The organism is Brunnivagina elsteri CCALA 953 (assembly GCF_002289455.1).
Classification (GTDB): domain Bacteria; phylum Cyanobacteriota; class Cyanobacteriia; order Cyanobacteriales; family Nostocaceae; genus Brunnivagina; species Brunnivagina elsteri.
The window spans coordinates 1-21,629 of record NZ_NTFS01000036.1; the positions used below are offsets into that span (position 1 = coordinate 1).

A 21,629-nucleotide genomic window follows, 5' to 3' on the forward strand; every position below is an offset into this window, starting at 1 on the left:
CTGAGTGCTTAAAAGTTCATTTAATCGCCACCCTTACTTAGATATTTATCGCTAACTATCTTGACAAATCCTGTTTAAAAGGGAACGAAACAGCCCTGCTTTATAAGGGGGTAATTCTGAGGTATCAGGGAAAAACAAACTTATGTGTATGCGACAGTTGTAATTTGCTCTAATACTTTTAACCCTTGTAACGAACCACGGATTAAACGTGTTGCTGCAACAGGATGACGTAACATTCCCAATGCGAGGGGGAGAGTTTGCAGTGAACCTTGGGAACTAATAGCAGAATTTAAATCGGGTAAATCATGAGTACTATCATCACTAACTACCCGCAACATGGCAACGGATATACCCAGGGAATTGAAAAATCCTAAAATAGTGAATCCTTCCATATCAACAACATCAACATCATAGGTTTGGGCAAGATGGTGTTTTTCTGCGGATGAAGAAATAATGCGATCGCACGTTATTCCTTTGACTTTGGATATCTGTTTTTTTTGGTGTAATTCTAATTGATTTACTAAATCAGTTGTTAAATTTCGCTCGAATTCTCGAATCAGGTTTTTCTCGGAATTATTGTGATAAATACAACTTTGATAAATGACTATATCCCCAATGTTATATTCTGGCTTTAAGCTGCCACACAAGCCCATTACTAGTATTTTTGGTTGTAATTCTTTGCGTAATTCTGCGATAATATCTAATTTTTCTAAGTATTTAATTAATCTTGGACTACCAATCGGAATCGCGATGACTTGGGGAATTTTTCCAGTAATACTATTTAATCCTTTACATACAGCTTTGTATTCTGCTCCTTGGGGAACCAGAATTGCTTGAATTGTCGATAGGTTAGATAATGACATCCTGTATATGAGGGCGTAGCTTGCTTCTCCGTTTCGGAGTACAACCGTTCGCCCCTACTAATAAATATTTAATGAAATTGTAAAACTTATTTTCAAAAAAAAGTCATCTATCCTAAGAGTGAATTATTGAGATTGCAAAAATTAACAACATGTGCAATTGATTTTTTGTAACTCATAGTTATGCTAAAAAAGAAAAATCATTTTAAAATCAGGAATTGAATCAAAAAAAACACAGTGACAACTGTAGTCAATGAAGCCTATTTACCCGAAATCAGTACGCGATCGCTTTAATATTTCTCAATGGGCAATTCAACATTCCTGGTTGACGCTGAGTTTTTGGATTGGAGTGATGGTAGCAGGAATTTTGGCATTTACTTCGCTGAAATATGCACTATTCCCAGATATTACCTTTCCTGTGGTGGTGGTAAATGCAACCGCACCATTATCTACAGCGTTAGATACGGAGGCAAAATTAACAAAACCCCTCGAACAGCGTTTGCAAAATTTGCCAGAGGTTGATGACGTTCGCTCTTCTAGTTATCCAGGGCAATCTGTGATTAGTCTGGAATCTCCTGTGGGGACAAATTTAGATGTATCTACCCGCAAAGTTGAAGATGCACTCAAACAGGTAAAATTGATTTCCGGGGCAGAATACAAGGTTATTCCCTTCAATTTGAATGAATCTGCCGTCATTAGTTACGCAATTGAAAGCGATAAACAAAGCTTACAGGATTTATCGAATTTAACAAAACAAAAAATTATCGCGAATATCTCCAAGTTACCAGGAGTTCTCAAAGTTGTACTATTGGGTGAACCGACACAAGATAGTAATTCCACCAGTTTACCAGGTCAAGGTGCGACCTTAATTCGATTTAATAGCAAAGACGCGATGGTACAAAGTACCCGTCTTTCGACGATCGCAATCCAAGTAATTAAACGGGGAGATGCAAATACTTTGGAGGTTGTGGGTAGGGTTGAAGCGGAAGTTGAGAAATTACGTCTTAGTTTACCCGATATCAAATTAACTTTAGCATCAACCCAGGCAGAATTTATTCGCAAAGCTACCCAATCAACAATTGATTCCCTAATTGAAGCAATCGTTTTGTCAGTGGTGGTAATTTATCCCTTTTTACGAAACTGGCAAGCAACAATAATTTCCGCTTTAGCAATTCCCGTTTCCCTAATGGGAACATTTATTGTCATGGCTATGTTTGGTTTCAACTTGGAAACTATAACATTGCTAGCATTGGCATTAGTAATTGGCAGTATTATCGATGACGCAATAGTTGACGTGGAAAACATTATGCGTCACATCGATCGGGGGGAAACTCCCCGTCAAGCAGCACTTTTAGCAACATCAGAAATCGGTTTGACAGTGACTGCTGCCACATTGACTGCTGTTGCAGTGTTTCTACCAATTGGATTAATGGGTAATGTAGTCGGACAGTTTTTTAAACCGTTTGGAATTACGGTTTCAGCAGCGATGTTGACTTCCCTATTAGTTGCCAGAACTTTGTCTCCAGTACTTGCGATTTATTGGATTCGAGGAAAGGAACGAAAAGAAGCAGAAGAACAGAAGAAATGGGGTTATTTTGCCCAAAAATATCAAGATTTATTGAAATGGTCATTGCAACATCGGAAAATTGTCATGGGGTTAGCGGTATTGAGCTTTTTGGTTGCGATCGCAATTATCCCAATTATTCCCAAGGGATTTATTCCCAAGTTAGATCGGGGGGAATTTAATGTTACTTATACGGCATCATTAACCAAGTTGGTGGCACAAAGTCAGCAATCTGCCCAGGATGCTTTAGGAAATATTTTTAGTACAGATTTAAATTCCCTTTCTGTTGCTGGGGTAGCAAGCTCTAATTCATTAAATAATCCCTTAAATGATTCTTTAGAGATTGCTAAGAAGCTGGAAAATATTATTATCAAAAATGCCGACGTGGAAAATATATTTGTCACCATTGGTTCCCGTCAAGGTGAAGTGAATAAGGGAACTCTGTATGTGAAATTAAAGGAAAAACGTCAAATTAAAACGGGTGATTTACAAGAAAAATTGCGTAGTTCATTACCCCAAATTCCCGATATCACAATTAGCGTTGAGGATATCCAATTTGTTGATAGTGGAGTCCAAAAACCCCTACAAATTGCCTTAAAGGGAGAAAATTTAAAGAGTTTAAATCAATCAGCCAAAGCCATTACAGAACGAATTCAGAAATTACCAGGATTTGTAGATGTAACTTATACAGGATTAGGAAATACCAACGATAATATATTTCAAATTGAGCGTTTGAATAATCAGCGTGTCACCTATATCAGTGCCAACTTAGGGCAGATAAATTTAGGACAAAACTTATCTCTTGGAGCAGCTACAGAGAAATTAGTGTCAATTGCGAAAAGCACAATTACCCCAGATGTACAACTAGCATTAGAAGGAGATTCCGCAAGACAAAATGAGGTTTTAGGTAGCTTTACTTGGACATTACTACTATCAGCAATATGCATCATTATAGTGTTAATTTTACTATTTGGAGGATGGCAAGACCCAATTATAATAGGTATTTCCTTACCCTTAGCAATAGTCGGAGCAATAATTTCCCTACTTTTGACAAAAAGCGACTTTGGGATGATTTCCCTGATTGGATTTGTCTTCCTACTTGGTATTAGCAATAAAAACGCAATTTTGTTAGTAGACTACATCAATCAAATGCGAAAACAAGGACTAAATCGCGAAGAAGCCATACTCGAAGCAGCACCAACAAGATTTCGTCCGATCATGATGACAACAGCATCCACAATCTTAGGTATGGTTCCCATAGCACTAGGAATTGGAGCCGGATTTGAATTGCGATCGCCTATGGCTGTATCCATCGCTGGAGGCTTAATTAGTTCCACTATTCTCAGTTTAATAGTCGTCCCAACCCTATATACTATTCTTGATGATTGGTTTCCCCGCAATTCGTCATAATTTGTAATTGATATACTCTCTCCGCGTAACTTTGCGCTTTCCTTTGCGAACCTCTGCGTTTAAAAGCAAAACTCCAAGCCTTTTTAGTATAATCATCAATTATGGAAAAAATTTTTATCACAGGTGCTACAGGATTCGTCGGAGCAAATCTTGCCCGTTTACTAACCCTCCAAGGATATTCACTACGTGCCCTTGTGCGTCAAAATAGTAATATTAATAACCTCAAAAATCTCCATAACCTGGAAATAATCAAAGGAGATTTAAACGACTCCAACCTTGCGGAAAAAATCGCAGATTGCAAATACCTATTCCACGTCGCTGCACATTATTCCCTCTGGCAAACCGACAAAAAATCACTCTACCAAAACAACGTCATCGGCACCCAAAACATCCTCGCAGCCGCAAAAACAGCAGGTATAGAACGCACAGTATACACCAGTTCCGTCGCCGCAATTGGAGTCGGAAAAAACCCAGTTGACGAAACCCACCAAAGTCCAATCAACGAACTAATTGGTGATTATAAAAAGTCCAAATATTTAGCCGAACAAGAAGCAATTAAAGCCGCAAATTCCGGACAAAACATCGTAATAGTCAATCCTAGCACACCCATTGGACCTTGGGACATCAAACCAACCCCCACAGGAGGAGATATCATACTGCGCTTTCTCAAACGGCAAATGCCAGCTTACATCAACACAGGATTAAACCTAATAGACGTGCGTGACGTAGCTTGGGGACATCTCCTCGCACTCCAAAAAGGAAAAAGTGGAGAAAGATACATACTAGGCAACCAAAACCTCTCCCTGAAACAAATCCTCGATTGTCTCGCAGAAATCACCAACATTCCCGCACCAAAAAACGCCATACCCCCTTGGATACCCTTCAGCGTCGCATGGATTGATGAAAAAATTCTTGCCCCATTGGGAAAAAAACCATCAGTACCCCTCGATGGTGTGAGGATGGCAAAACATCCCATGTACTACAACCCATCCAAAGCAATTCGCGAACTTGGATTACCCCAAACCCCCATACATATAGCCCTCAAAGACGCAGTTGATTGGTTTGTCTCCAACGATTACGTCAAACTTAACTCCTAACTTCTTTTCTTTCTCTCTTCCTTGGCGTACTCTGCGTCTTGGCGGTTCACAACCTCCATATTAAAACACTACTTACCAAACTACTCCATCCCGATCGCACCCAATCAAAACTCACACCACAAACCAACCGGGAAAAGCAACTTCAGTCAAAAATGAGAAAAGAATGTTTTAGATTTGACTTGATTTAAGATCAAGATATAGTATCCCAAGCCTGGCTAACAACCTGACTCAACCAACGACGCTGCTGCTTATCAAGAAGAGTATCATCAGCCAAAACCTCAGCAGTAAGCTGCTCAAGAGATTGACCTTGGGAGCGGACGATTTTGATTACCCCTGCGATCGCAGCTGCAACCAATTCTTCATCAACTGGCTGTTGCCGCATTTCAAAAATGCCTTGTGGGTTCTCTGGAATGGGATAATTCATGGTGTGAGGTGATAAGCGAACAAATGAAAGGTATATTTGTTAAATTCTTAAGATTTCTTTACTGAATTTTCATCTAACCGATAGGGCGGAGTTTACCGCAATTTATGGGGTTATTAAATCTGTCTTAATGAGTAGATTTATCCGAGGAAGCTAAAAAAATGAAAGAACTACTTTATCTAGAAATCCCAACTCCCGACACAGCAAAGGTTTTAACCTGGCTGCAAGGGGAATTTGACGCGGGAATAGGTCAAAAAATCGTGACTTTTGACGGTTTTCGATTGAGAATGGCTGATTCAACCACCAAAAATTCGGATATTTCGGAAAAATTACCTAACGAACTGTCAGCTTTTGTTTGGTCAGTGCAACGAACTACTTATCTAAAAATATTCCGTTGGGGAGATAAACCTTTTCCCCAGGAGGCAAATATCCTCAAGCAACTGACAAAATCGATTCGCGACCGCTTTCCGCATAATTACCCGGAACCCCCAACAATTAATCTATCCCAGCAGTCGATTTTTGAAGCTTTGGCAGATGATTACCCTCTCACGGTCAAGTATTTCCAGAAAATGCCGAATGGGGAATACGACCTCAAACGTGCTTACTGGTGGGAACAGCGTTGGCGTGAAGGGGTGAGAAATCCCCAACAACCCCGCCAAGTCATTTTTTCCCATCAACAGCCATCTACAGCACAAAATTCCAATCCCAATTTTGACCTAATCTACATCGGAGGTGCATTAGGAGTTATCCATGCTGCCGTAATGGCACGTTTAGGTTATAAAGTCTTATTGGTGGAAAGATTACCATTTGGACGGATGAATCGGGAGTGGAATATTTCGCGGGATGAAATTCAAAGTTTAATTAATTTGGGTTTACTGACTCCCAATGAAGTTGAATTGATAATTGCGCGGGAATATAAAGATGGATTTAACAAGTTTTTTGATGCCAATAATCCCCCACATTTAAAAGCACCCATCTTACATACCCCAACCGTATTAAATATTGCTTTAGAATCAGATAAATGGTTGAAAATGTGCGGAGAGAAACTTAAAGCCGCAGGGGGGGAAATTTGGGGTGAAACTGAATTTATTCGTGCTGATATAGATAATTCCCAAGCCTTAATTACCGTCAAAGATTTAATAAATGATACCGAAAAACAAGTTAGCTGTCGGTTACTAATAGACGCAATGGGAACAGCTTCCCCCATCGCTTGGCAATTGAATCGCGATCGCGCTTTTGATAGTGTATGTCCAACAGTAGGTGCGGTGATATCCGGTTTTGAACCGGGGGTTTGGGATTCGACTTACGGTGACGTACTTTACAGTCACGGAGATATTTCACGGGGAAGGCAATTAATTTGGGAATTATTTCCTGCTGCCAATGACGAATTGACGATTTACTTATTCCACTATCACCAAGTAAACGCCGAAAATCCCGGTTCATTGCTGGAAATGTACGAAGACTTTTTCACAATTCTCCCAGAATATCGACGCTGCGAGATGGACAAATTGGAATGGAAAAAACCGACATTCGGTTACATTCCCGGACATTTTAGTACTAACGCACGCGATCGCACCATCGCATTCGATCGACTAATTGCGATCGGGGATGCTGCATCTTTACAATCTCCACTGGTATTTACCGGGTTTGGTTCCCTAGTTCGCAACTTGGAACGTCTGACAAAGTTGCTTGATGTTGCCTTGAAACACGATTTACTCAACTTCAAACATTTGAATACAATTCGCGCATTCCAAAGTAATGTTGCCGTCACTTGGATGTTCTCTAAGGGGATGATGGTTCCCACAGGTAAATTTTTGCCTCCCCAACGCATCAACTCCATGTTAAATAATTTCTTTGGCTTACTTGCGGATTCATCCCCAGAAGTTGCCGAAAACTTTATTAAAGATAGGTTTGATTGGCTGACATTTAATAGCTTGGCAATCAAAGCTGCCAGAAAAAATCCCATTTTACTATTGTGGATTTGGGAACTTGCTGGAGCCAAAGATTTATTTAAGTGGATTGGTAATTACGTGAATTTTACCAGTCACGCAATCGTGAGTGCCTTACTTGGCTTTTGGCTTGGGGGTTTTCTGAAGCAAAATCAAACTTGGCTAGAATCTCGCTACCCAGGTTTATGGTTGCGGCTTTTAGTCATTAATTATGCAATTAACACAGGTAAACCACCATCAAAGCAGGGTAATTCAGGAGCGATCGCAAAAACAACCATCCACAAACCCGAAGTCATTTAACCGTAGCGGCAAACAACCGTTTGCCCAAATTAATTCCCAGATATCCAAAAAATAAATTTTCTCGATAGTTCGATCGAGTATTCAAGATGAGGCATCGAAAGTTTTAACGATATTTGCTATGAACCGAAATAATAGAAATAGAATCTATTCAGATTCTGGAGTTAGAATCAAGCCACGATAGACTTGCTCGATCGGAAAACTCAAATTAATGCTTTTTAGCTCCACAGTATCCCCTACTTGGTAATTAATAATCACCCAATCACCAGCATCATTCTTGCGATATAAGTCCATCTCAATTTTGGTAGAGCTAACTAATAAATAATCTTGTAAAATTGGGTTGTTTCGATACATTCTAAACTTACCACCTCGGTCGTAAGCCTCAGTACTATCTGATAAAACTTCAACTATTAAGCATGGATAAGTAAAATAGTTAGCAGTGCTTTTATCTCGTTCGTCGCAAGTTACACTCGCATCTGGATAGGTATAGTTATTGGTGGTGACAATATTAACCTTAATGTCAGAATTGCCTGTTATACAGCCGTTATTGTCTAAATGTGTATCGAACATGGCGGTAAATTTGATGGCAATGCGACCATGATTTACACTGCCGCCACTCATTGCATAGACTTCACCGTTAATATACTCATGCTTTTCTAGCTGTTTCTCTTCCCAGGCAAAATATTCTTCAGGGGTAAGCTGTGGGGAATTTTCTTTTACGACAATCATAATTAGTATTATTCAATATTTATCTATAAAAAGAGGATTATCGGCAGTAAGTCGATCGAGATTTTAGAGTTAGGTTTATTCTTCTTCATTGTTTAAAAGAATATCGTCTTTTTTTACGATTACATTATTAAGCTCTCTTGCTTGATTATCACCTTTAAATTCAGGAAATCTTAGCTTAGGGATATTTTTGTTTAACTTTCCACTCATACTGGTGCATCAATCCCCAACTCCTTCCCATTCCCTAAGATAATCCTCCATCTAATTCCAACCCGCTACAATCGAGAAAATCAGTAATTTCCTGATAAAAAATCTGTCCTTTTTTCCGACTACTATTTGCAGTAACTAATAATCTTAAAATTTCCACAAGTGAAGTAATAGTAGCATCAAAAACCAAGTCAAAAAGCTGACCTAAATCATCTTGATTTTGTTGACCATATACCAAGGCATTAATATAATCATTGCGTATTTTATTGTCAATAACCACAATTGGATAGCCCGCACGGATTAAGAGTAAATTCATTAATAATCTAGCAGTTCGACCATTCCCATCCCGAAAAGGATGGATAGAGACAAAGCGATAATGAGCCATAGTCGCATATTCGACTGGATGGAGTTTTAAAGCAGATTCTGAATTCAGCCAGATTGTAAAATCTCTCATTAATTGAGATAGTAAATAATGTGGAGGATAATGATAATTAGTTCCTGCTGCCATCACATCTAGAGTACGATAACTACCAGCTTCATCAGGGTTGATTTTTCGGAGAATTAGATTGTGAATTTGTTTGATTTCCCATTCACTAATTTCTGCATCTTTTTTGGCTAAACTTTCAATATAGTCGATTGCATTTTTATGTCCGATAACTTCTAAATGTTCGTCGAGGGTTTTGCCCCCAACAGTAATGCCCTTAGTTAAAACTAATTCGGTTTCACTTTGAGTTAAAGTATTACCTTCAATAGCATTAGAATTATAAGTAAATCGGACATCATAGAGTTTTTTGAGTTCGGTGACAATCGTTGATTCAAAAGGTCTAAATCCATCTAACCAAGCTTTTAGTTTGTCTATTTGTTCTAATTTAAGCTGATAATTCACGATTAAATAGTTATTTAGTAAAGATGTTAATGAAAATTCTTTTTGTTGACTTAGAACGATTACCTGTTTAATAAATTTCTCGTATAGTTGAGAAGAAGACATCAACAAACGATTGTCCCTCACGCCAACAAAGGGCTATTTTATTCTAGTACGTCAAGGCAGTTGTGAGTAGGCAGTAGGCAGTGGGGGAAAGCCTATTATTACTGGGAATTTGAGGATTAAATAATGGTCTGGTTATTTAATTTACGCCGAACTGTACTAGTCCTATTTTCCACCTGCTGTTTAAGATGAGTTTCTTTTTGTAAAGTTTTATCTCTAAATTTTGAAGTAGATGTAGCGACTTATGTAACATTGAGCGAAAGTGAAAACACAAAGTCAAAACATAAAACTTAAAATAAGGAAATCGTTTATGCCTTATACCACAGAAGAAGGTGGTCGTCTGAATAACTTTGCCAGAGAACCACAAGTTTATGCAGCAGAACCCCCAACTGGTGGGCAAAAACGCAACTATATTTTCCTCGGAATAGCAGCGATCGCATTAGTTACTGGTTTGATAGTTATTGCCTACTCTGTTTCCAATGTTGCTTAAAAGTAAATTTTGAAAAAATTATCTAAGTAGCCAAAATCCAGAATCCCAAATAAGCATTATTCCTCCCAAATCCAACATATACGACCCACTGAGTCGTATCTACTCAAAACTTGCTATCATCTTCAGGTTCCGCATTCTGTGTGAACCTGATTTTTATTTGTTAAAATTACATAAAGTAAAGCGTATAATTGAATACATTAATTTTTGTAAGGAGTGAAAAAAACTATTTATCCTGAGGGGTGCGATCGCAGGATGAAAAACATTGACAGAATAAGAGTTATAGGCTACCTAAAAATATTTCAAGAGCGAAAGTAAACAGGATTTGGCGGTGATGCCACCATGAGCGTGAATGATACTACACACCCAGAGAATTTTGCTTGGAACAAGCAGGTATATCATCGTCTCAAACTAGCTTTAGGGTTGGGTTTGCGGCGACAAATGTTTTTGGCGGTGTGTGACGATTTGAACCTCCGAAATCAGGTGGCGGCGAGGTTGCACTCAACCCTAGCATACCCGGTGGGACAGGTTTTATACCAGCCAGCGAACTCGTTTGAGGCAAGTACACCAGCATATCCACGTTTGGTGACGCTGCGATTGAATTTAAGCGACCCCAATCCCATTGCCCAAATTAATCAATGGTTAACAAATTACCCACCACCAATTGTTGGTGGAACAAAGGAGACTCCGGGTAGACCTTTGCCAATCCCGGCATTTCAGATAGTTGGTACGGAACAGTTGACACGTCAACCTGTGGCAATCCAAAGATTATTTTTGCATTATCTACGGTTGACAGAACAGCACCTTTCTATCCAAGAGTCAAGTTATTTTTTAGAATCAAGTTTACTACTGTGGGTTCCCCGTCCTTGGTTACACGCGATTCAGCAGTCAGCACCACAGTTTTGGCGGTGTCGCACTGGAGTCTTCAGTTTTGCTGGGGAACCGACTCCAACGGCAAAAACAAAGGGTTCTCCGGAAAGGTTTTCTAGTTCGCGGGTATTGGAAGGCAGTTTAGAACAAACGATTTTAGATGATGTCATTCCACCGGATAATTATGATTTTCCAGTCACTAATCGACCAGTAAATCGTAGCCACAAATCCCCAGAACAAGTACCAAAATCCGAATTGTTGGCAGTGGGTTTACCCCAGAATGAACCACCACAAGTCAAAGATATTTCCGCAGAAGCGACTGTAACACCTCGGTTATCCCATATTACAAAGGAATTAAGCGAACTTGTTTTAGCGACGGCAAGTACTTTTACCCCTTCAGATGGGGAAATGGAACTTTTACCCCAGGAAATTTTGGTAGAAATCGAGGAATTACATTCCCAAAAAGCTCAATCAGAAAGTTTGGCAGTTGGTTATCAAAAGTTAGGTAATTTATATCGCTTACAAATTGAACAAGGACATTCCACCTTAGAAAATTTAATGGTGGCAATCATTGCTTATCAAGAAGCGATTACATACGATGAAACTTCACCACAAGTTCCCGATATTTTGAATGACTTGGGAACTTTGTATTGGATGTTATATCGAACTCCTCCCAATTCTGAAGAGGGGCAATCCTACATTGAACAGGGAATCGAATTTTATCACCTGGCATTAAAGTTAATTTCCCCCGAAACCCATCCCGATACCTATGGAAGGGTACAAAATAATTTGGGAACTGCCTATGGGGATTTAGCGAAATTTTCCGATCCATCTGAAAACTGGCAGCAAGCAGTACTTGCCTATGGTGAAGCATTGCGCTATCGAACAGCAGAAATGGAACCGTTGAAATTTGCCGCATGTCAGAATAACTTAGGTACAGCATACTGGCATTTAGCCCAGCATAACCTACCTGCCGTACATTTGAAGCGTGCGATCGCAGCCTATGGACTAGCGTTAGTTCACTACATACCCAATACTGAACCGCTAAAATACGGGATGATTAAGAACAATATTGGCACAGCATATTGGAATTTGGCACAGTATGAACAACAAGAAGACAATCTCCACTTGGCAATAAATGCATACCGGGAAGCTTTAAGATTCCGCACATCGACAAATCAACCTGCTGCTTGTTCTGCTACACAAAACAATCTCGGTACAGCTTATTGGCATTTGGCAAACCAAGCTCAAACTCCCAAGGAAGAAAAATATAAGTGTTTGCAAATGTGTATCAGCGCTTATGAGGAAGCTGTGGGTTTAGCACATTCCCTCAATGGCATCCCCTTAAGCTTCGATTTATTTGCTACCCATAATAATTTGGGACTTGCCCATTATCAACTGGTAACAGATACCTATTATGAAGGAGATAAGAGCGAGCGAACTGAACATCTCGAAGCTACATTAGAAAATCATTTGCAAGCTTTAAATGGCATGGGTAAACAACCGGAAAGCTATCAAACCACCCTTGCCTATATAATTAAAGCAATTCGAGCATTCCATAATGAGCTAGGTATTCAAGGGCAAAATATCGCCTTATCAAAAGTACCAGGTGGATTGTTACCGGAGATTTTACCAAAATTGTAAGTTAAACTGTAAGTCAGAAATCTGCGATATTCGTACCTACATCAATAAAAGTTTATCGCGGATTTCTCCTTCTTTGAATCCAACCATCACAGCTATTCCATCTTTGACTAACAACGGACGTTTCACTAACATTACATCTTTGGTAAATGCTTCGATCCATTGTTGGTCATTCCAGGTATTTTTTTCTTCCCCCAATGCGCGGTAAGATTGACCAGAGGTATTCCGCATTGGTTGGAAACCTAATGTTTTTACCCAATTTTGAATCATTTCCCGCGATGGTGGGTTTTCCTTCGTATTAATAAATACATGTTCAATCTCATTTATTTGTAACCATTGCAAAGATTTTTTGCAGCTTCCACAGTTGGGGATTCCGTAAACTTCGATAGACATAATTTTGGAAATGTATAGACGCAATCGTAATTTCGTAAATGTAGAGACGCGATATATCGCGTCTTTCCATATTAATATTCAAAGTAACATTGTCGCACGTTCAGCTAAACGCGATCGCTCGCCTTTACTTAAGGTAATATGACCTGCTAAGGGTTCGTTTTTAAACTGTTCAACTACATAGGTCAACCCGTTACTAGCAGCATCAACATAAGGATTATCGATTTGATCGGGGTCGCCAGTCAATACTACTTTAGTCCCTTCTCCAGCCCGCGTCAGAATTGTTTTGACCTCATGTGGTGTCAAGTTTTGAGCCTCATCAACTATTAAAAACTGTTTGGGAATTGTTCGACCACGAATATATGTCAAAGGTTCAATTTGCAACATTCCCCGCTCGATTAATTCTTCATGTCCTCGTCGCCAATGTGCGGGTTTCGCCGACCCATCTTGTGTGCCAAAAATCAAGTCAAAATTGTCATATAATGGCTGCATCCAAGGAGTAAGTTTCTCTTTGATATCTCCTGGTAAAAAACCAATATCTTTACCCATTGGAATCACAGGACGAGATATCAAAAGTCGAGTATAAATGCGTTCATCAGCAATTTTATGCAACCCTGCGGCTACTGCTAATAAAGTTTTTCCAGTTCCAGCTTTTCCAACTAGGGTTACTAAGGGAATTGAGTCATTTAATAATAAATTCATGGCAAATATTTGTTCCTGGTTACGAGGTTTAATCCGGGAAACACTACCAGTAGGAATTTTTTCTAAAGGTACAATTCTGCCATAATTAACTATTCCTAATGCGGTATGGGACGGATTTAATTCATCAACTAGGATAATCGTTTGATTGGGGAAAAATTCACCATTTAAAACTAAAACACCATCTTTAGATAATTGATTAATTTCGTCGCTAGAAACAATTAATTCTTTTGTTCCTGTATAAAGCTCATCAATATCCACTTTATCTGTTTCATAGTCTTCTGCCTCTAGTCCAACTGCATCAGCTTTAATGCGTAAATTCGTATCTTTACTGACTAAAACTACCTGACATTGACACACTCGCTTCATTTCCAAAGCAACAGCAAGAATCGCATTATCCCCGTTACCATGTTCGAGTTCGATGGGTAGAGAATTTAAGGTTTCACGACTGCATAATGCAACCTTAAGAATACCACCATTATTGATTGATACACCTTCGATTAAGTGCCCCTGTTGGCGAAATGAATCTAATGTTCGCGAGACTTGACGGGCATTTCGTCCAGTCATTTCTGGCTGTTTTTTGAAGCGGTCTAATTCTTCAATCACCGTAATTGGTAACACTACATCATTGTCCTTGAACCGTAAAATTGCAGAAGGATCGTGCAGCAAAACATTGGTATCGAGGACAAAGGTTCTTTTCATCGTAATAAAAAATCAAATTAAAAATCAAAACGCATCTATACAATATAGTGCTAATTTACACGTTTTTTAGTAACTTCAGTATATTTTATTGCGAAAAAGATACTTTTGACAGTGATTTTTATATCTTGGTTGGTCACAATTGACACAATGCATCTAGTTCAATTAAGTCAAATTAAGTTAAATAAATCGAAATGACTTGAAAAATCTTTTAAAATAGCGATTAAAGGTTAACATTACCCACAAGTTTTTTTAATTAAATTAAATCAAATCAGAAAGGAGTAATATGCCACAGCCAAAAGACAAAAATACAATCGATATCGATCCTGGAACTTTACTATTGATTATCAGCTTACTCATTTTGCTTCCGCTTTTAGTAACGGGCTTTTTAGGACAATAAAAGCAGAAAGGAATGAAATGATAATCAGCTATAGCTATTTTGAGAATATTGTTAACATAATTGCACCTAATAAATACTGATGTTTGACGCAAGTTAATCCTACTTGTTGTCCTAATTTTTCCCGAACTGTTGGACTATAAATGTGAAGACTACCGCTAGAAATACCGATAATTTTTGGTTCATCATCCCAACGAATTGTGTAATCAACTAAGTAAAATTTGCCTTCAGGGCGTAATATCCGATGAACTTCGGAAAGTACAGTTATTGGGTTGGGATAATGTAGGAAACTAATTGTATTAAAAACAGCATCGAATTTATTATCTGCGAATGGCATTGTTTCGGCATTACCTTCAACAAATGTCAGACGAGATGGATATTGATTGTTAATATTTGCTTGTTTGAGCATTTCTTGGGAAAGGTCTAATCCCGTTCCCTGAAGTGTTAAATTTTGATGAGCAAGTCGGTTTAACAAACGTCCTGTTCCGCAACCTAAATCTAAGATACTTGCTTGTTCTGGTAGGTCAACATACTCTAGTAAGCGTTTGTGGATTGCCTGATAGAAAACAGTAGTAAAAAAAATATCGTAGAACGGTGCCCAACGGTCGAAAATCCACTGTTTTTTTGAGAAAAATTGGGAAGACATTAATATAATCCAAAACTACAAATCAACGTTTTTTTAATATAGTACATTGCTAATTTACACTTTTTAAACAGATTTTGGTAGAGGTTATTGCAAAAATGTTGTGAAACCCTTACTAAATGTATAAATGTGAGCAAGATGATCGCATTTGCAACCGAAGCTTTAAACCGGGGAAAACGTGGGAAAACTCCTCCTTTCTTACCTTTCCTTCCCCTGACTTCACATACCTTAAGATAACCTGTGAGATACCGGATATACCTAAGTATTTTTCTTTGGTAAAAGTATTGTTGCACACACTATTTTTACAGTAAATAGACTGATGTAAATATTATCTTTATACATTGTCTGCTACAAATATTAAATAATTAGTTAAATATCAATCTAATAATCGTAAAAACAGGGTTTGCGATTATTCGATAATTTTTGATTAAAGTCAAATCTTATACTTTAGATTTTGGATGTAAATTTGTTTTGCTGGCAAAATACTTAGTTAAATCAAGACTTTGAGACATTGCTAGTACAACATACCGGAACTAAATCTACCATTGAAAAGCCGCAAAAAGTTTATCAGATCGACTTTCTTCTCTTCTTGCATCTACCTCAAAAGTAAATAGCGGGGGAAACGGGAAAATTATTGCTGACTTAATTCCCAACTCCTAATTCCTAACTCTTTCCTACTAAAAAGAATTTAGTAGGGAATAATTATTTGTCAAAAATACTCTCGACTGCCATTTCAACTAGGCTTAATAAATATGCAAATCACAGATAAAGAAAATAATCTAGTTCTACAGTTAAATAATAACTTTAATACTTATTCAGACGAGTTATTGATTCATAAACTATTTGAGACACAGGTAGAAAAAACTCCTAATAATATTGCTTTGATATCTGAAGAAAAACAACTTACCTACAGAGAACTCAATCAGCGTTCAAATCAGTTAGCCCATTATTTGCGGGATTTAGGAGTGAAACCGGAAGTATTTGTGGGGATTAGTTTAGAACGTTCCTGTGAAGCGATAATTGCTTTACTGGCAATTCTGAAAGCTGGTGGTGCTTATCTTCCATTCGATCCGATGTCACCCCAAGATAGACTATTACATATTTTAGAAGATGCTCAACCAAGGGTACTATTAACTCAACAAAAATATTTAGAAAATCTTCCTAAATATCAACAGCAGCAAATGCAAGTTTTGTGTTGGGAAGATTTAAAAAAAATCGATAATTTAGGAAATCGAGAAAACTTACAAAATATAAATACATCAGAAAATTATGCTTATATAATTTACACATCTGGTTCCACAGGTAAACCAAAAGGTGCTTTCATTCCCCATCGCGCTTTAAGCAACCATAGTGTTTCCATTGCTGATAACCTGCAAGCAAATGATAATGTGATGCAATTTGCTTCAATGAATTTCGATGTTGCTGGAGAAGAGATATATCCCACATTATTAAGTGGTGGAACTGTTGTTTTGCGTCCAAATACCGGTATCCCGACTATTTCCGAATTTCATGAATTCATTCAATCCAAACAGCTAACAGTTCTGAATTTACCTGCATCTTATTGGCATGATTGGGTATTAGCTTTGGATAATTTTCAGATGACTTTGCCTGATTCAGTACGTTTAGTAATTGTGGGAAATGAGAAAGTTTTACCAGAGCGATTGATTACCTGGCAAAAGATGATTGGAAAGCGAGTGCGCTGGTTGAATGCTTATGGATTGACAGAAACAACCATTACATCGACTATTTATGAACCGGAAATTTGGATAGAAAAGCCCTTTTCCGTCGATTCGGTTCCCATTGGTTATGCGATCGCAAATACACAGATATATCTCTTAGATGAAAGCTTACAACCAGTTCCCCAAGGAACAAAAGGTGAATTATACATTGGTGGTATGGGAATTGCCAAGGGTTATGTAAATCTTCCGCAATTGACAGCAAAACGTTTTATTCCCAACCCTTTTAGCAATAATTCGGAATCGCCAATATTTAAAACTGGAGATTCTGCACGGATGTTAGCAGATGGTAGTATTGAAGTACTAGGACGTGTGGATTATCAGGTGAAGATTCGTGGTTTTCGGATTCAACCAGAGGAGATTGAAACTGCTTTAAATCAGCATCCTGACGTTGCTCAAACTATTGTGATCGCTCGTGAGAATAAGTTGGGTGAAAAGCATTTATTTGCCTATATTATTCTCAAGCAGAGTAATTTAATTACAGATAAACAACTATCTATTTTTTTGAAGGATAAATTACCTGAGTATATGATTCCTTCAGCTTACATATTTTTAGATGCTTTTCCATTAACTTTAAATAATAAAATTGACCGTCATGCATTACCTTTTCCGATGCAAAACTCTCTACAGCAAATCAGAGAAATTTCCCCAGCAAGAAACTTTCAAGAACAGCAATTAATAGAAATTTGGGAAGAGATTTTAGGAATTAAACCAATAGGAATCACAGATAATTTTTTCGATTTAGGTGGAAATTCTTTATCAGCTTTACGGATGCTCGCACAAATCGAGCAAAAACTTGCCAGAAAATTTCCTCTCTCAATATTCTTGCTCTCTCCCACAATTGAAAAATTAGCGGATATTATCCAGCAGGGAGAACCAAAAGAACTTTGGGAATCTTTAGTTCCCATCCAACCTCATGGAGATAAACGACCTTTATTTTGTGTACATGCTATTGATGGAAATGTAATTGTCTTTAAAAAGTTAGCCAATTTATTAGGTACAGACAGACCATTTTATGCTCTACAACCTTATGGAATTGATGGTAATGAACCTCTACATACTAAAGTTGAGGATATGGCATTTCATTACATAAAAGAAATCCGTAAAATTCAACCTCAAGGACCATATTTACTATCAGGTTTTTCAGGTGGTGGTGTAATTGCCTTTGAGATGGCACAGCAGCTAATTTCACAAGGGGAGAAAGTCGATTTATTGGCTTTATTTGATACTTATAATCCAATCTATTTCCACAAGTTATCTTTTTCTGATTGGTTTAATTTTCGTTGGCAGCGATTTATCCCACTCAAATTAAGAGAAAAAAATATCTACTTATCGATGTTAGCAAACAATCTATTTTGCAAGCTTCGTAAGATTACTAGAATATTTAGTGATGTTAATTCGGAAGAAGATTTATTGATTCTTCTTGCATCCAGAGGAACTGATGTTAGCGCAATCGAACTTAACATTCTCACAACGCAACTAGCAACTGTCAATAATTATCACCCGCAAAAATATCCAGGTAAATTGATTTTATTTAGAAGTTCGCAACAACCTTGGTGGATTATAGGCGATCGCAATTTGGCTTGGGGTGAAGTTGCGGAGGAAATCGAAGTTAGAGATATTCCTGGAGACCATGATAATATAGTTAGGGAAAGTGTAATTTTCCTAGCTAAAAATTTGAAAGATTATTTAAATTGTCTCTAAAATATTCAACCAAAACAAGTAGTGTGTGCTAACACCTAATACCAATTTAATATGAAGCTGCATATTAAATTGGTATAAGAAGTAATTTATTTTATCCACTTCCCTTAGTCATAATTTCTCGATTTGTACCGCGAGTTACACCTAATTGATTTTGCAATTTCAACTCCTTCCACAATTGGGAACCTGTAATTTCCCCTCGCAATAATTGTTGATATTTCTGTATAGTTTGCGCCACATCTTCTGGTGTTTCATTTACAAATTCAATTCTAAAACTTCGCAAACCCAAATTAATTAGCTTTTGCACATATTCAGCCCCAGTTTGAGCAGTAGCATTAAAAACTGTATTTCTGCAACCGACATCAGCTTGTAAAATATGCTCGCTACCAAACCGAAATTCTCGCAATTTTACCTCATGTTTTTCGCATGGTCTACCACAATTAGTAAAGTCAGTACCATCTGATAAAAACGCACAAAAAACGCAATGTTCCATGTGAAACATTGGCATATGTTGATGTATTGTTACTTCATACCAATCCGGAGGAGAACTAGTAATTAAATCCTTCAATTGACTTATATTCAAATCGTAAGAAGCCGTAACCCTTTCTAACCCAAACTTATTTTTAAAATAATCAGCAGTTAAAGCATTCGCTACATTTAACGAAAAATCGCCAACACATCTGTCATTACCAAAGAACTTGAGTTGGTCATAATTACGTATCAAATAACCATCAGCACCATGTAATTGTATCTGTTGTAAAATCCAATTTTCCCCCGGTTTCGTAATGCGCGGAGGAGCAATAAATATTTCCAAAATTGGGGAATCTGAAGAGTTTATTTTCCTTTTCACCTTGACCATTTCTACAGCTTCTCGATACTTATGAATATCTTCAAATTCACAGTAAATAGTATTAACATCACTATCAAGCACCGCTTGAAGTTGTTTTAAATTACGCACCAAAACAATAAGATTTGGAGATTTTTTATCCAACAATCGATGATATTTATAATTATGTGAATCAAAAGAAAACAAATCTTGCAAAGAAACATTTTGCTTTAACTTCCAAAGTCTATTTTTTGCCCTTTCTGCTGCCAACTTCGTGACAATCTCTCGTCGAATTCTATTTAATTCACTTACAGGTAAAATTACATTACCCTGAAGATGATTAACTAAATTACCCAATCTAAAAGGAGTATTTCCCAACCGACCAAATTGTTCCTGCAACTTCTCCGTCGTTAGAGGTTTAGTATGAGCTTCCTCCAACAAAATCTCCGACTCAACCAAAACCAAATAACCAACTTCATCACGAGTTACAGTCACCAAATTTTTGCCAACTTCCCCATGCACTTCAATATCAATTGGACGCTGAAACTGCGGGTTCTCTCCAGCATAACTTTGTCGTATCTGCTTATCTAATTCCGGGTCGCTAGTCTTCCACAATTTATCCCCAACATGCACCCTTTGCCAATTAATATTACCTTTTCCAAAAGTAATTATTACCTCCTTCCCTTTTCGCTGTACCCCATAAACCCGTCCTCCTTCCTCCTTCATCTCCGGATGCCCACAGTCAAATACGATACCATCCCCAGCCTTGAGCGGTGCTGCCAACTTGAGAGTCACTTCTTCATTGCGAATCCCTTTCACATCTCCCAAATATACCCCCCGCTTCTTCCCAAAGCGAGCGTGAACCAACTCCTGATTGTTAATTCCCCGGAACCAACCAGTATAAATTCCACGGGAAAAAGCCATTTCTAAATTGTAAATTTCCTCTGGGGAAGGATTGCTAACTGGGGAATTTGAAGTATCCTCTGGAGATAAAAAAGGTTTTTCTGGTTCTTTTTGTTCGTCCAATTCCCTCATCAACCGATTCAACGCTTCCCGATAAACCCTGGTGACATTTGCTACATATTCGGGTGCTTTTAAGCGACCTTCAATCTTGAGACAGCTTACCCCCGCTTGCACCAATTCCGGCAAAACACTTAATCCAGCCAAATCTTGAGGACTCAAAAGATACCTTTTATCCCCCAAATCCACACTTTCCCCATCGACAATCAACTCATAGGGCATTCGACAAGCTTGAGCGCATTCTCCCCGATTCGCTGAACGTCCTCCTAAAGCCTCACTCGTCAAGCATTGTCCCGAATAAGCAACGCACAAAGCCCCATGTACGAACACTTCCAAAGGCAAAGTTGCACCGCGATACTGCATTCTATTTTGGATTTTATTAATTTCTGGAAGCGAACATTCCCGTGCCAATACAACTAAATTACACCCTAATTCCTCCGCAAATTCCACACCAACTTCACTTGTAATCGTCATCTGAGTGGAAGCGTGGATAGGAAAGTCTGGGGATAGGTGACGAATGAGACGGCAAATACCAATATCTTGGACAATTACTGCATCGACACCAGCAGTAATAATCGATCGCAGATATCTTTCAGCCTCACGCAACTCTTGGGGAAATACTAATGTGTTGAGAGTAACATAACCCTTAACACCGCGATCGCGAAGAAATTCCATTAATTCCGGTAAATCAGCCTCGGTGAAATTTTCTGCCCGCATCCTCGCATTGAACTTCTCCAAACCGAAATAAATTGCATCTGCACCATTCTCGACGGCAGCTTTCGCACATTCCCAATTACCAGCAGGAGCTAATAATTCGGGACGTTTTAAGGTAGTTTGGTTAAGTTCGGCTTGCATGGGTACTAAGGAAAAAAAGACACCTTAGTAATGATATCGTTTGGTGAAGGCAAAAGGAAAAGGATAAGGATAAGGGATTTCCAGAAAATAAAATATTCGAGCCATCGGTCTATCACTATATCATCTGAAAGGGCGGGGAGACCCCACCA

General features: G+C 38.3%; 16 protein-coding genes. 7 read left to right on the top strand and 9 right to left on the bottom strand.

Annotated elements, in window-relative coordinates; all coding sequences use genetic code 11:
- Positions 1 to 140 precede the first annotated feature (140 nt).
- Entirely contained in the window at positions 141 to 863 is a 723-nt protein-coding gene (locus CK510_RS05385; protein ID WP_095720711.1) for a 5'-methylthioadenosine/S-adenosylhomocysteine nucleosidase family protein, read from the bottom strand.
- Positions 864 to 1,113: 250 nt separating this feature from the next.
- Between CK510_RS05385 and CK510_RS05390 the strand changes: the two genes are divergently transcribed.
- The 3 genes from CK510_RS05390 to CK510_RS31555 all read left to right on the top strand — a co-directional run bounded on the left by CK510_RS05390 (position 1,114) and on the right by CK510_RS31555 (position 5,119).
- Complete coding sequence (locus tag CK510_RS05390; RefSeq protein WP_095720712.1) at positions 1,114 to 3,834, top strand: efflux RND transporter permease subunit; 2,721 nt, start codon at positions 1,114 to 1,116, stop codon at positions 3,832 to 3,834.
- Between the two features lie 101 nt (positions 3,835 to 3,935).
- Positions 3,936 to 4,931, top strand: a complete 996-nt coding sequence (gene hpnA, locus CK510_RS05395; protein ID WP_095720713.1) for a hopanoid-associated sugar epimerase — start codon at positions 3,936 to 3,938, stop codon at positions 4,929 to 4,931.
- Positions 4,932 to 4,969: 38 nt separating this feature from the next.
- Positions 4,970 to 5,119 carry a hypothetical protein gene (locus tag CK510_RS31555; protein WP_158224850.1) on the top strand — a complete coding sequence of 50 codons (150 nt, stop codon included), beginning with the start codon at positions 4,970 to 4,972 and terminating at the stop codon, positions 5,117 to 5,119.
- A 2-nt stretch (positions 5,120 to 5,121) separates the two neighbouring features.
- Here CK510_RS31555 and CK510_RS05400 read toward each other — a convergent pair whose 3' ends face one another.
- The gene (locus tag CK510_RS05400; RefSeq protein WP_095720714.1) at positions 5,122 to 5,355 is read right to left on the bottom strand and encodes a hypothetical protein; all 234 of its coding nucleotides are present in this window, start codon (positions 5,353 to 5,355) and stop codon (positions 5,122 to 5,124) included.
- A 158-nt stretch (positions 5,356 to 5,513) separates the two neighbouring features.
- Here CK510_RS05400 and CK510_RS05405 point away from each other — a divergent pair, with 158 nt between their 5' ends.
- A complete protein-coding gene (locus tag CK510_RS05405) occupies positions 5,514 to 7,601 on the top strand; it encodes an NAD(P)/FAD-dependent oxidoreductase (RefSeq protein ID WP_095720715.1) in 2,088 nt (695 codons plus the stop codon).
- A 144-nt stretch (positions 7,602 to 7,745) separates the two neighbouring features.
- Here the strand turns inward: CK510_RS05405 and CK510_RS05410 are convergent, their stop codons facing one another.
- From CK510_RS05410 to CK510_RS05415, 3 genes are all read right to left on the bottom strand, one after another.
- Positions 7,746 to 8,327: a Uma2 family endonuclease gene (locus CK510_RS05410; RefSeq protein ID WP_095720716.1), complete on the bottom strand. Its 582-nt coding sequence runs from the start codon at positions 8,325 to 8,327 to the stop codon at positions 7,746 to 7,748.
- Positions 8,328 to 8,402: 75 nt separating this feature from the next.
- Positions 8,403 to 8,534 carry a hypothetical protein gene (locus CK510_RS33885; protein WP_281256986.1) on the bottom strand — a complete coding sequence of 44 codons (132 nt, stop codon included), beginning with the start codon at positions 8,532 to 8,534 and terminating at the stop codon, positions 8,403 to 8,405.
- A gap of 34 nt (positions 8,535 to 8,568) precedes the next feature.
- Positions 8,569 to 9,417, bottom strand: a complete 849-nt coding sequence (locus CK510_RS05415) for a Fic family protein (RefSeq protein WP_245911856.1) — start codon at positions 9,415 to 9,417, stop codon at positions 8,569 to 8,571.
- A 409-nt stretch (positions 9,418 to 9,826) separates the two neighbouring features.
- Here CK510_RS05415 and psb34 point away from each other — a divergent pair, with 409 nt between their 5' ends.
- The gene (gene psb34 / locus CK510_RS05420; protein WP_095720718.1) at positions 9,827 to 10,006 is read left to right on the top strand and encodes a photosystem II assembly protein Psb34; all 180 of its coding nucleotides are present in this window, start codon (positions 9,827 to 9,829) and stop codon (positions 10,004 to 10,006) included.
- Between the two features lie 339 nt (positions 10,007 to 10,345).
- The gene (locus CK510_RS05425) at positions 10,346 to 12,517 is read left to right on the top strand and encodes a tetratricopeptide repeat protein (RefSeq protein ID WP_095720719.1); all 2,172 of its coding nucleotides are present in this window, start codon (positions 10,346 to 10,348) and stop codon (positions 12,515 to 12,517) included.
- Positions 12,518 to 12,553: 36 nt separating this feature from the next.
- On the opposite strand, the gene CK510_RS05430 is transcribed toward CK510_RS05425, so the two are convergent.
- The 3 genes from CK510_RS05430 to CK510_RS05440 form a co-directional block, all read right to left on the bottom strand.
- A complete protein-coding gene (locus CK510_RS05430; protein ID WP_095720720.1) occupies positions 12,554 to 12,907 on the bottom strand; it encodes a Spx/MgsR family RNA polymerase-binding regulatory protein in 354 nt (117 codons plus the stop codon).
- A 78-nt stretch (positions 12,908 to 12,985) separates the two neighbouring features.
- Complete coding sequence (locus CK510_RS05435; protein ID WP_095720721.1) at positions 12,986 to 14,305, bottom strand: PhoH family protein; 1,320 nt, start codon at positions 14,303 to 14,305, stop codon at positions 12,986 to 12,988.
- A 431-nt stretch (positions 14,306 to 14,736) separates the two neighbouring features.
- Complete coding sequence (locus CK510_RS05440) at positions 14,737 to 15,345, bottom strand: class I SAM-dependent methyltransferase (protein ID WP_095720722.1); 609 nt, start codon at positions 15,343 to 15,345, stop codon at positions 14,737 to 14,739.
- Between the two features lie 749 nt (positions 15,346 to 16,094).
- Here CK510_RS05440 and CK510_RS05445 point away from each other — a divergent pair.
- Positions 16,095 to 18,782 (top strand): non-ribosomal peptide synthetase, encoded by a 2,688-nt coding sequence (locus CK510_RS05445; RefSeq protein ID WP_095720723.1) that lies wholly within the window; start codon positions 16,095 to 16,097, stop codon positions 18,780 to 18,782.
- A 91-nt stretch (positions 18,783 to 18,873) separates the two neighbouring features.
- Here the strand turns inward: CK510_RS05445 and CK510_RS05450 are convergent, their stop codons facing one another.
- Complete coding sequence (locus CK510_RS05450) at positions 18,874 to 21,480, bottom strand: U32 family peptidase (protein ID WP_095720724.1); 2,607 nt, start codon at positions 21,478 to 21,480, stop codon at positions 18,874 to 18,876.
- Positions 21,481 to 21,629 lie beyond the last annotated feature (149 nt).

Bases quoted from the DNA above. Each gene is read 5' to 3' on its own strand.
- CK510_RS05445 (WP_095720723.1), top strand. From the start codon at position 16,095: ATGCAAATCACAGATAAAGAAAATAATCTAGTTCTACAGTTAAATAAT.
- CK510_RS33885 (WP_281256986.1), bottom strand. From the start codon at position 8,534: ATGAGTGGAAAGTTAAACAAAAATATCCCTAAGCTAAGATTTCCTGAA.
- CK510_RS05410 (WP_095720716.1), bottom strand. From the start codon at position 8,327: ATGATTGTCGTAAAAGAAAATTCCCCACAGCTTACCCCTGAAGAATAT.
- CK510_RS05400 (WP_095720714.1), bottom strand. From the start codon at position 5,355: ATGAATTATCCCATTCCAGAGAACCCACAAGGCATTTTTGAAATGCGG.
- CK510_RS05385 (WP_095720711.1), bottom strand. From the start codon at position 863: ATGTCATTATCTAACCTATCGACAATTCAAGCAATTCTGGTTCCCCAA.
- CK510_RS05450 (WP_095720724.1), bottom strand. From the start codon at position 21,480: ATGCAAGCCGAACTTAACCAAACTACCTTAAAACGTCCCGAATTATTA.
- CK510_RS05405 (WP_095720715.1), top strand. From the start codon at position 5,514: ATGAAAGAACTACTTTATCTAGAAATCCCAACTCCCGACACAGCAAAG.
- psb34 (WP_095720718.1), top strand. From the start codon at position 9,827: ATGCCTTATACCACAGAAGAAGGTGGTCGTCTGAATAACTTTGCCAGA.
- hpnA (WP_095720713.1), top strand. From the start codon at position 3,936: ATGGAAAAAATTTTTATCACAGGTGCTACAGGATTCGTCGGAGCAAAT.
- CK510_RS05390 (WP_095720712.1), top strand. From the start codon at position 1,114: ATGAAGCCTATTTACCCGAAATCAGTACGCGATCGCTTTAATATTTCT.
- CK510_RS05425 (WP_095720719.1), top strand. From the start codon at position 10,346: ATGAGCGTGAATGATACTACACACCCAGAGAATTTTGCTTGGAACAAG.
- CK510_RS05440 (WP_095720722.1), bottom strand. From the start codon at position 15,345: ATGTCTTCCCAATTTTTCTCAAAAAAACAGTGGATTTTCGACCGTTGG.
- CK510_RS05430 (WP_095720720.1), bottom strand. From the start codon at position 12,907: ATGTCTATCGAAGTTTACGGAATCCCCAACTGTGGAAGCTGCAAAAAA.
- CK510_RS05435 (WP_095720721.1), bottom strand. From the start codon at position 14,305: ATGAAAAGAACCTTTGTCCTCGATACCAATGTTTTGCTGCACGATCCT.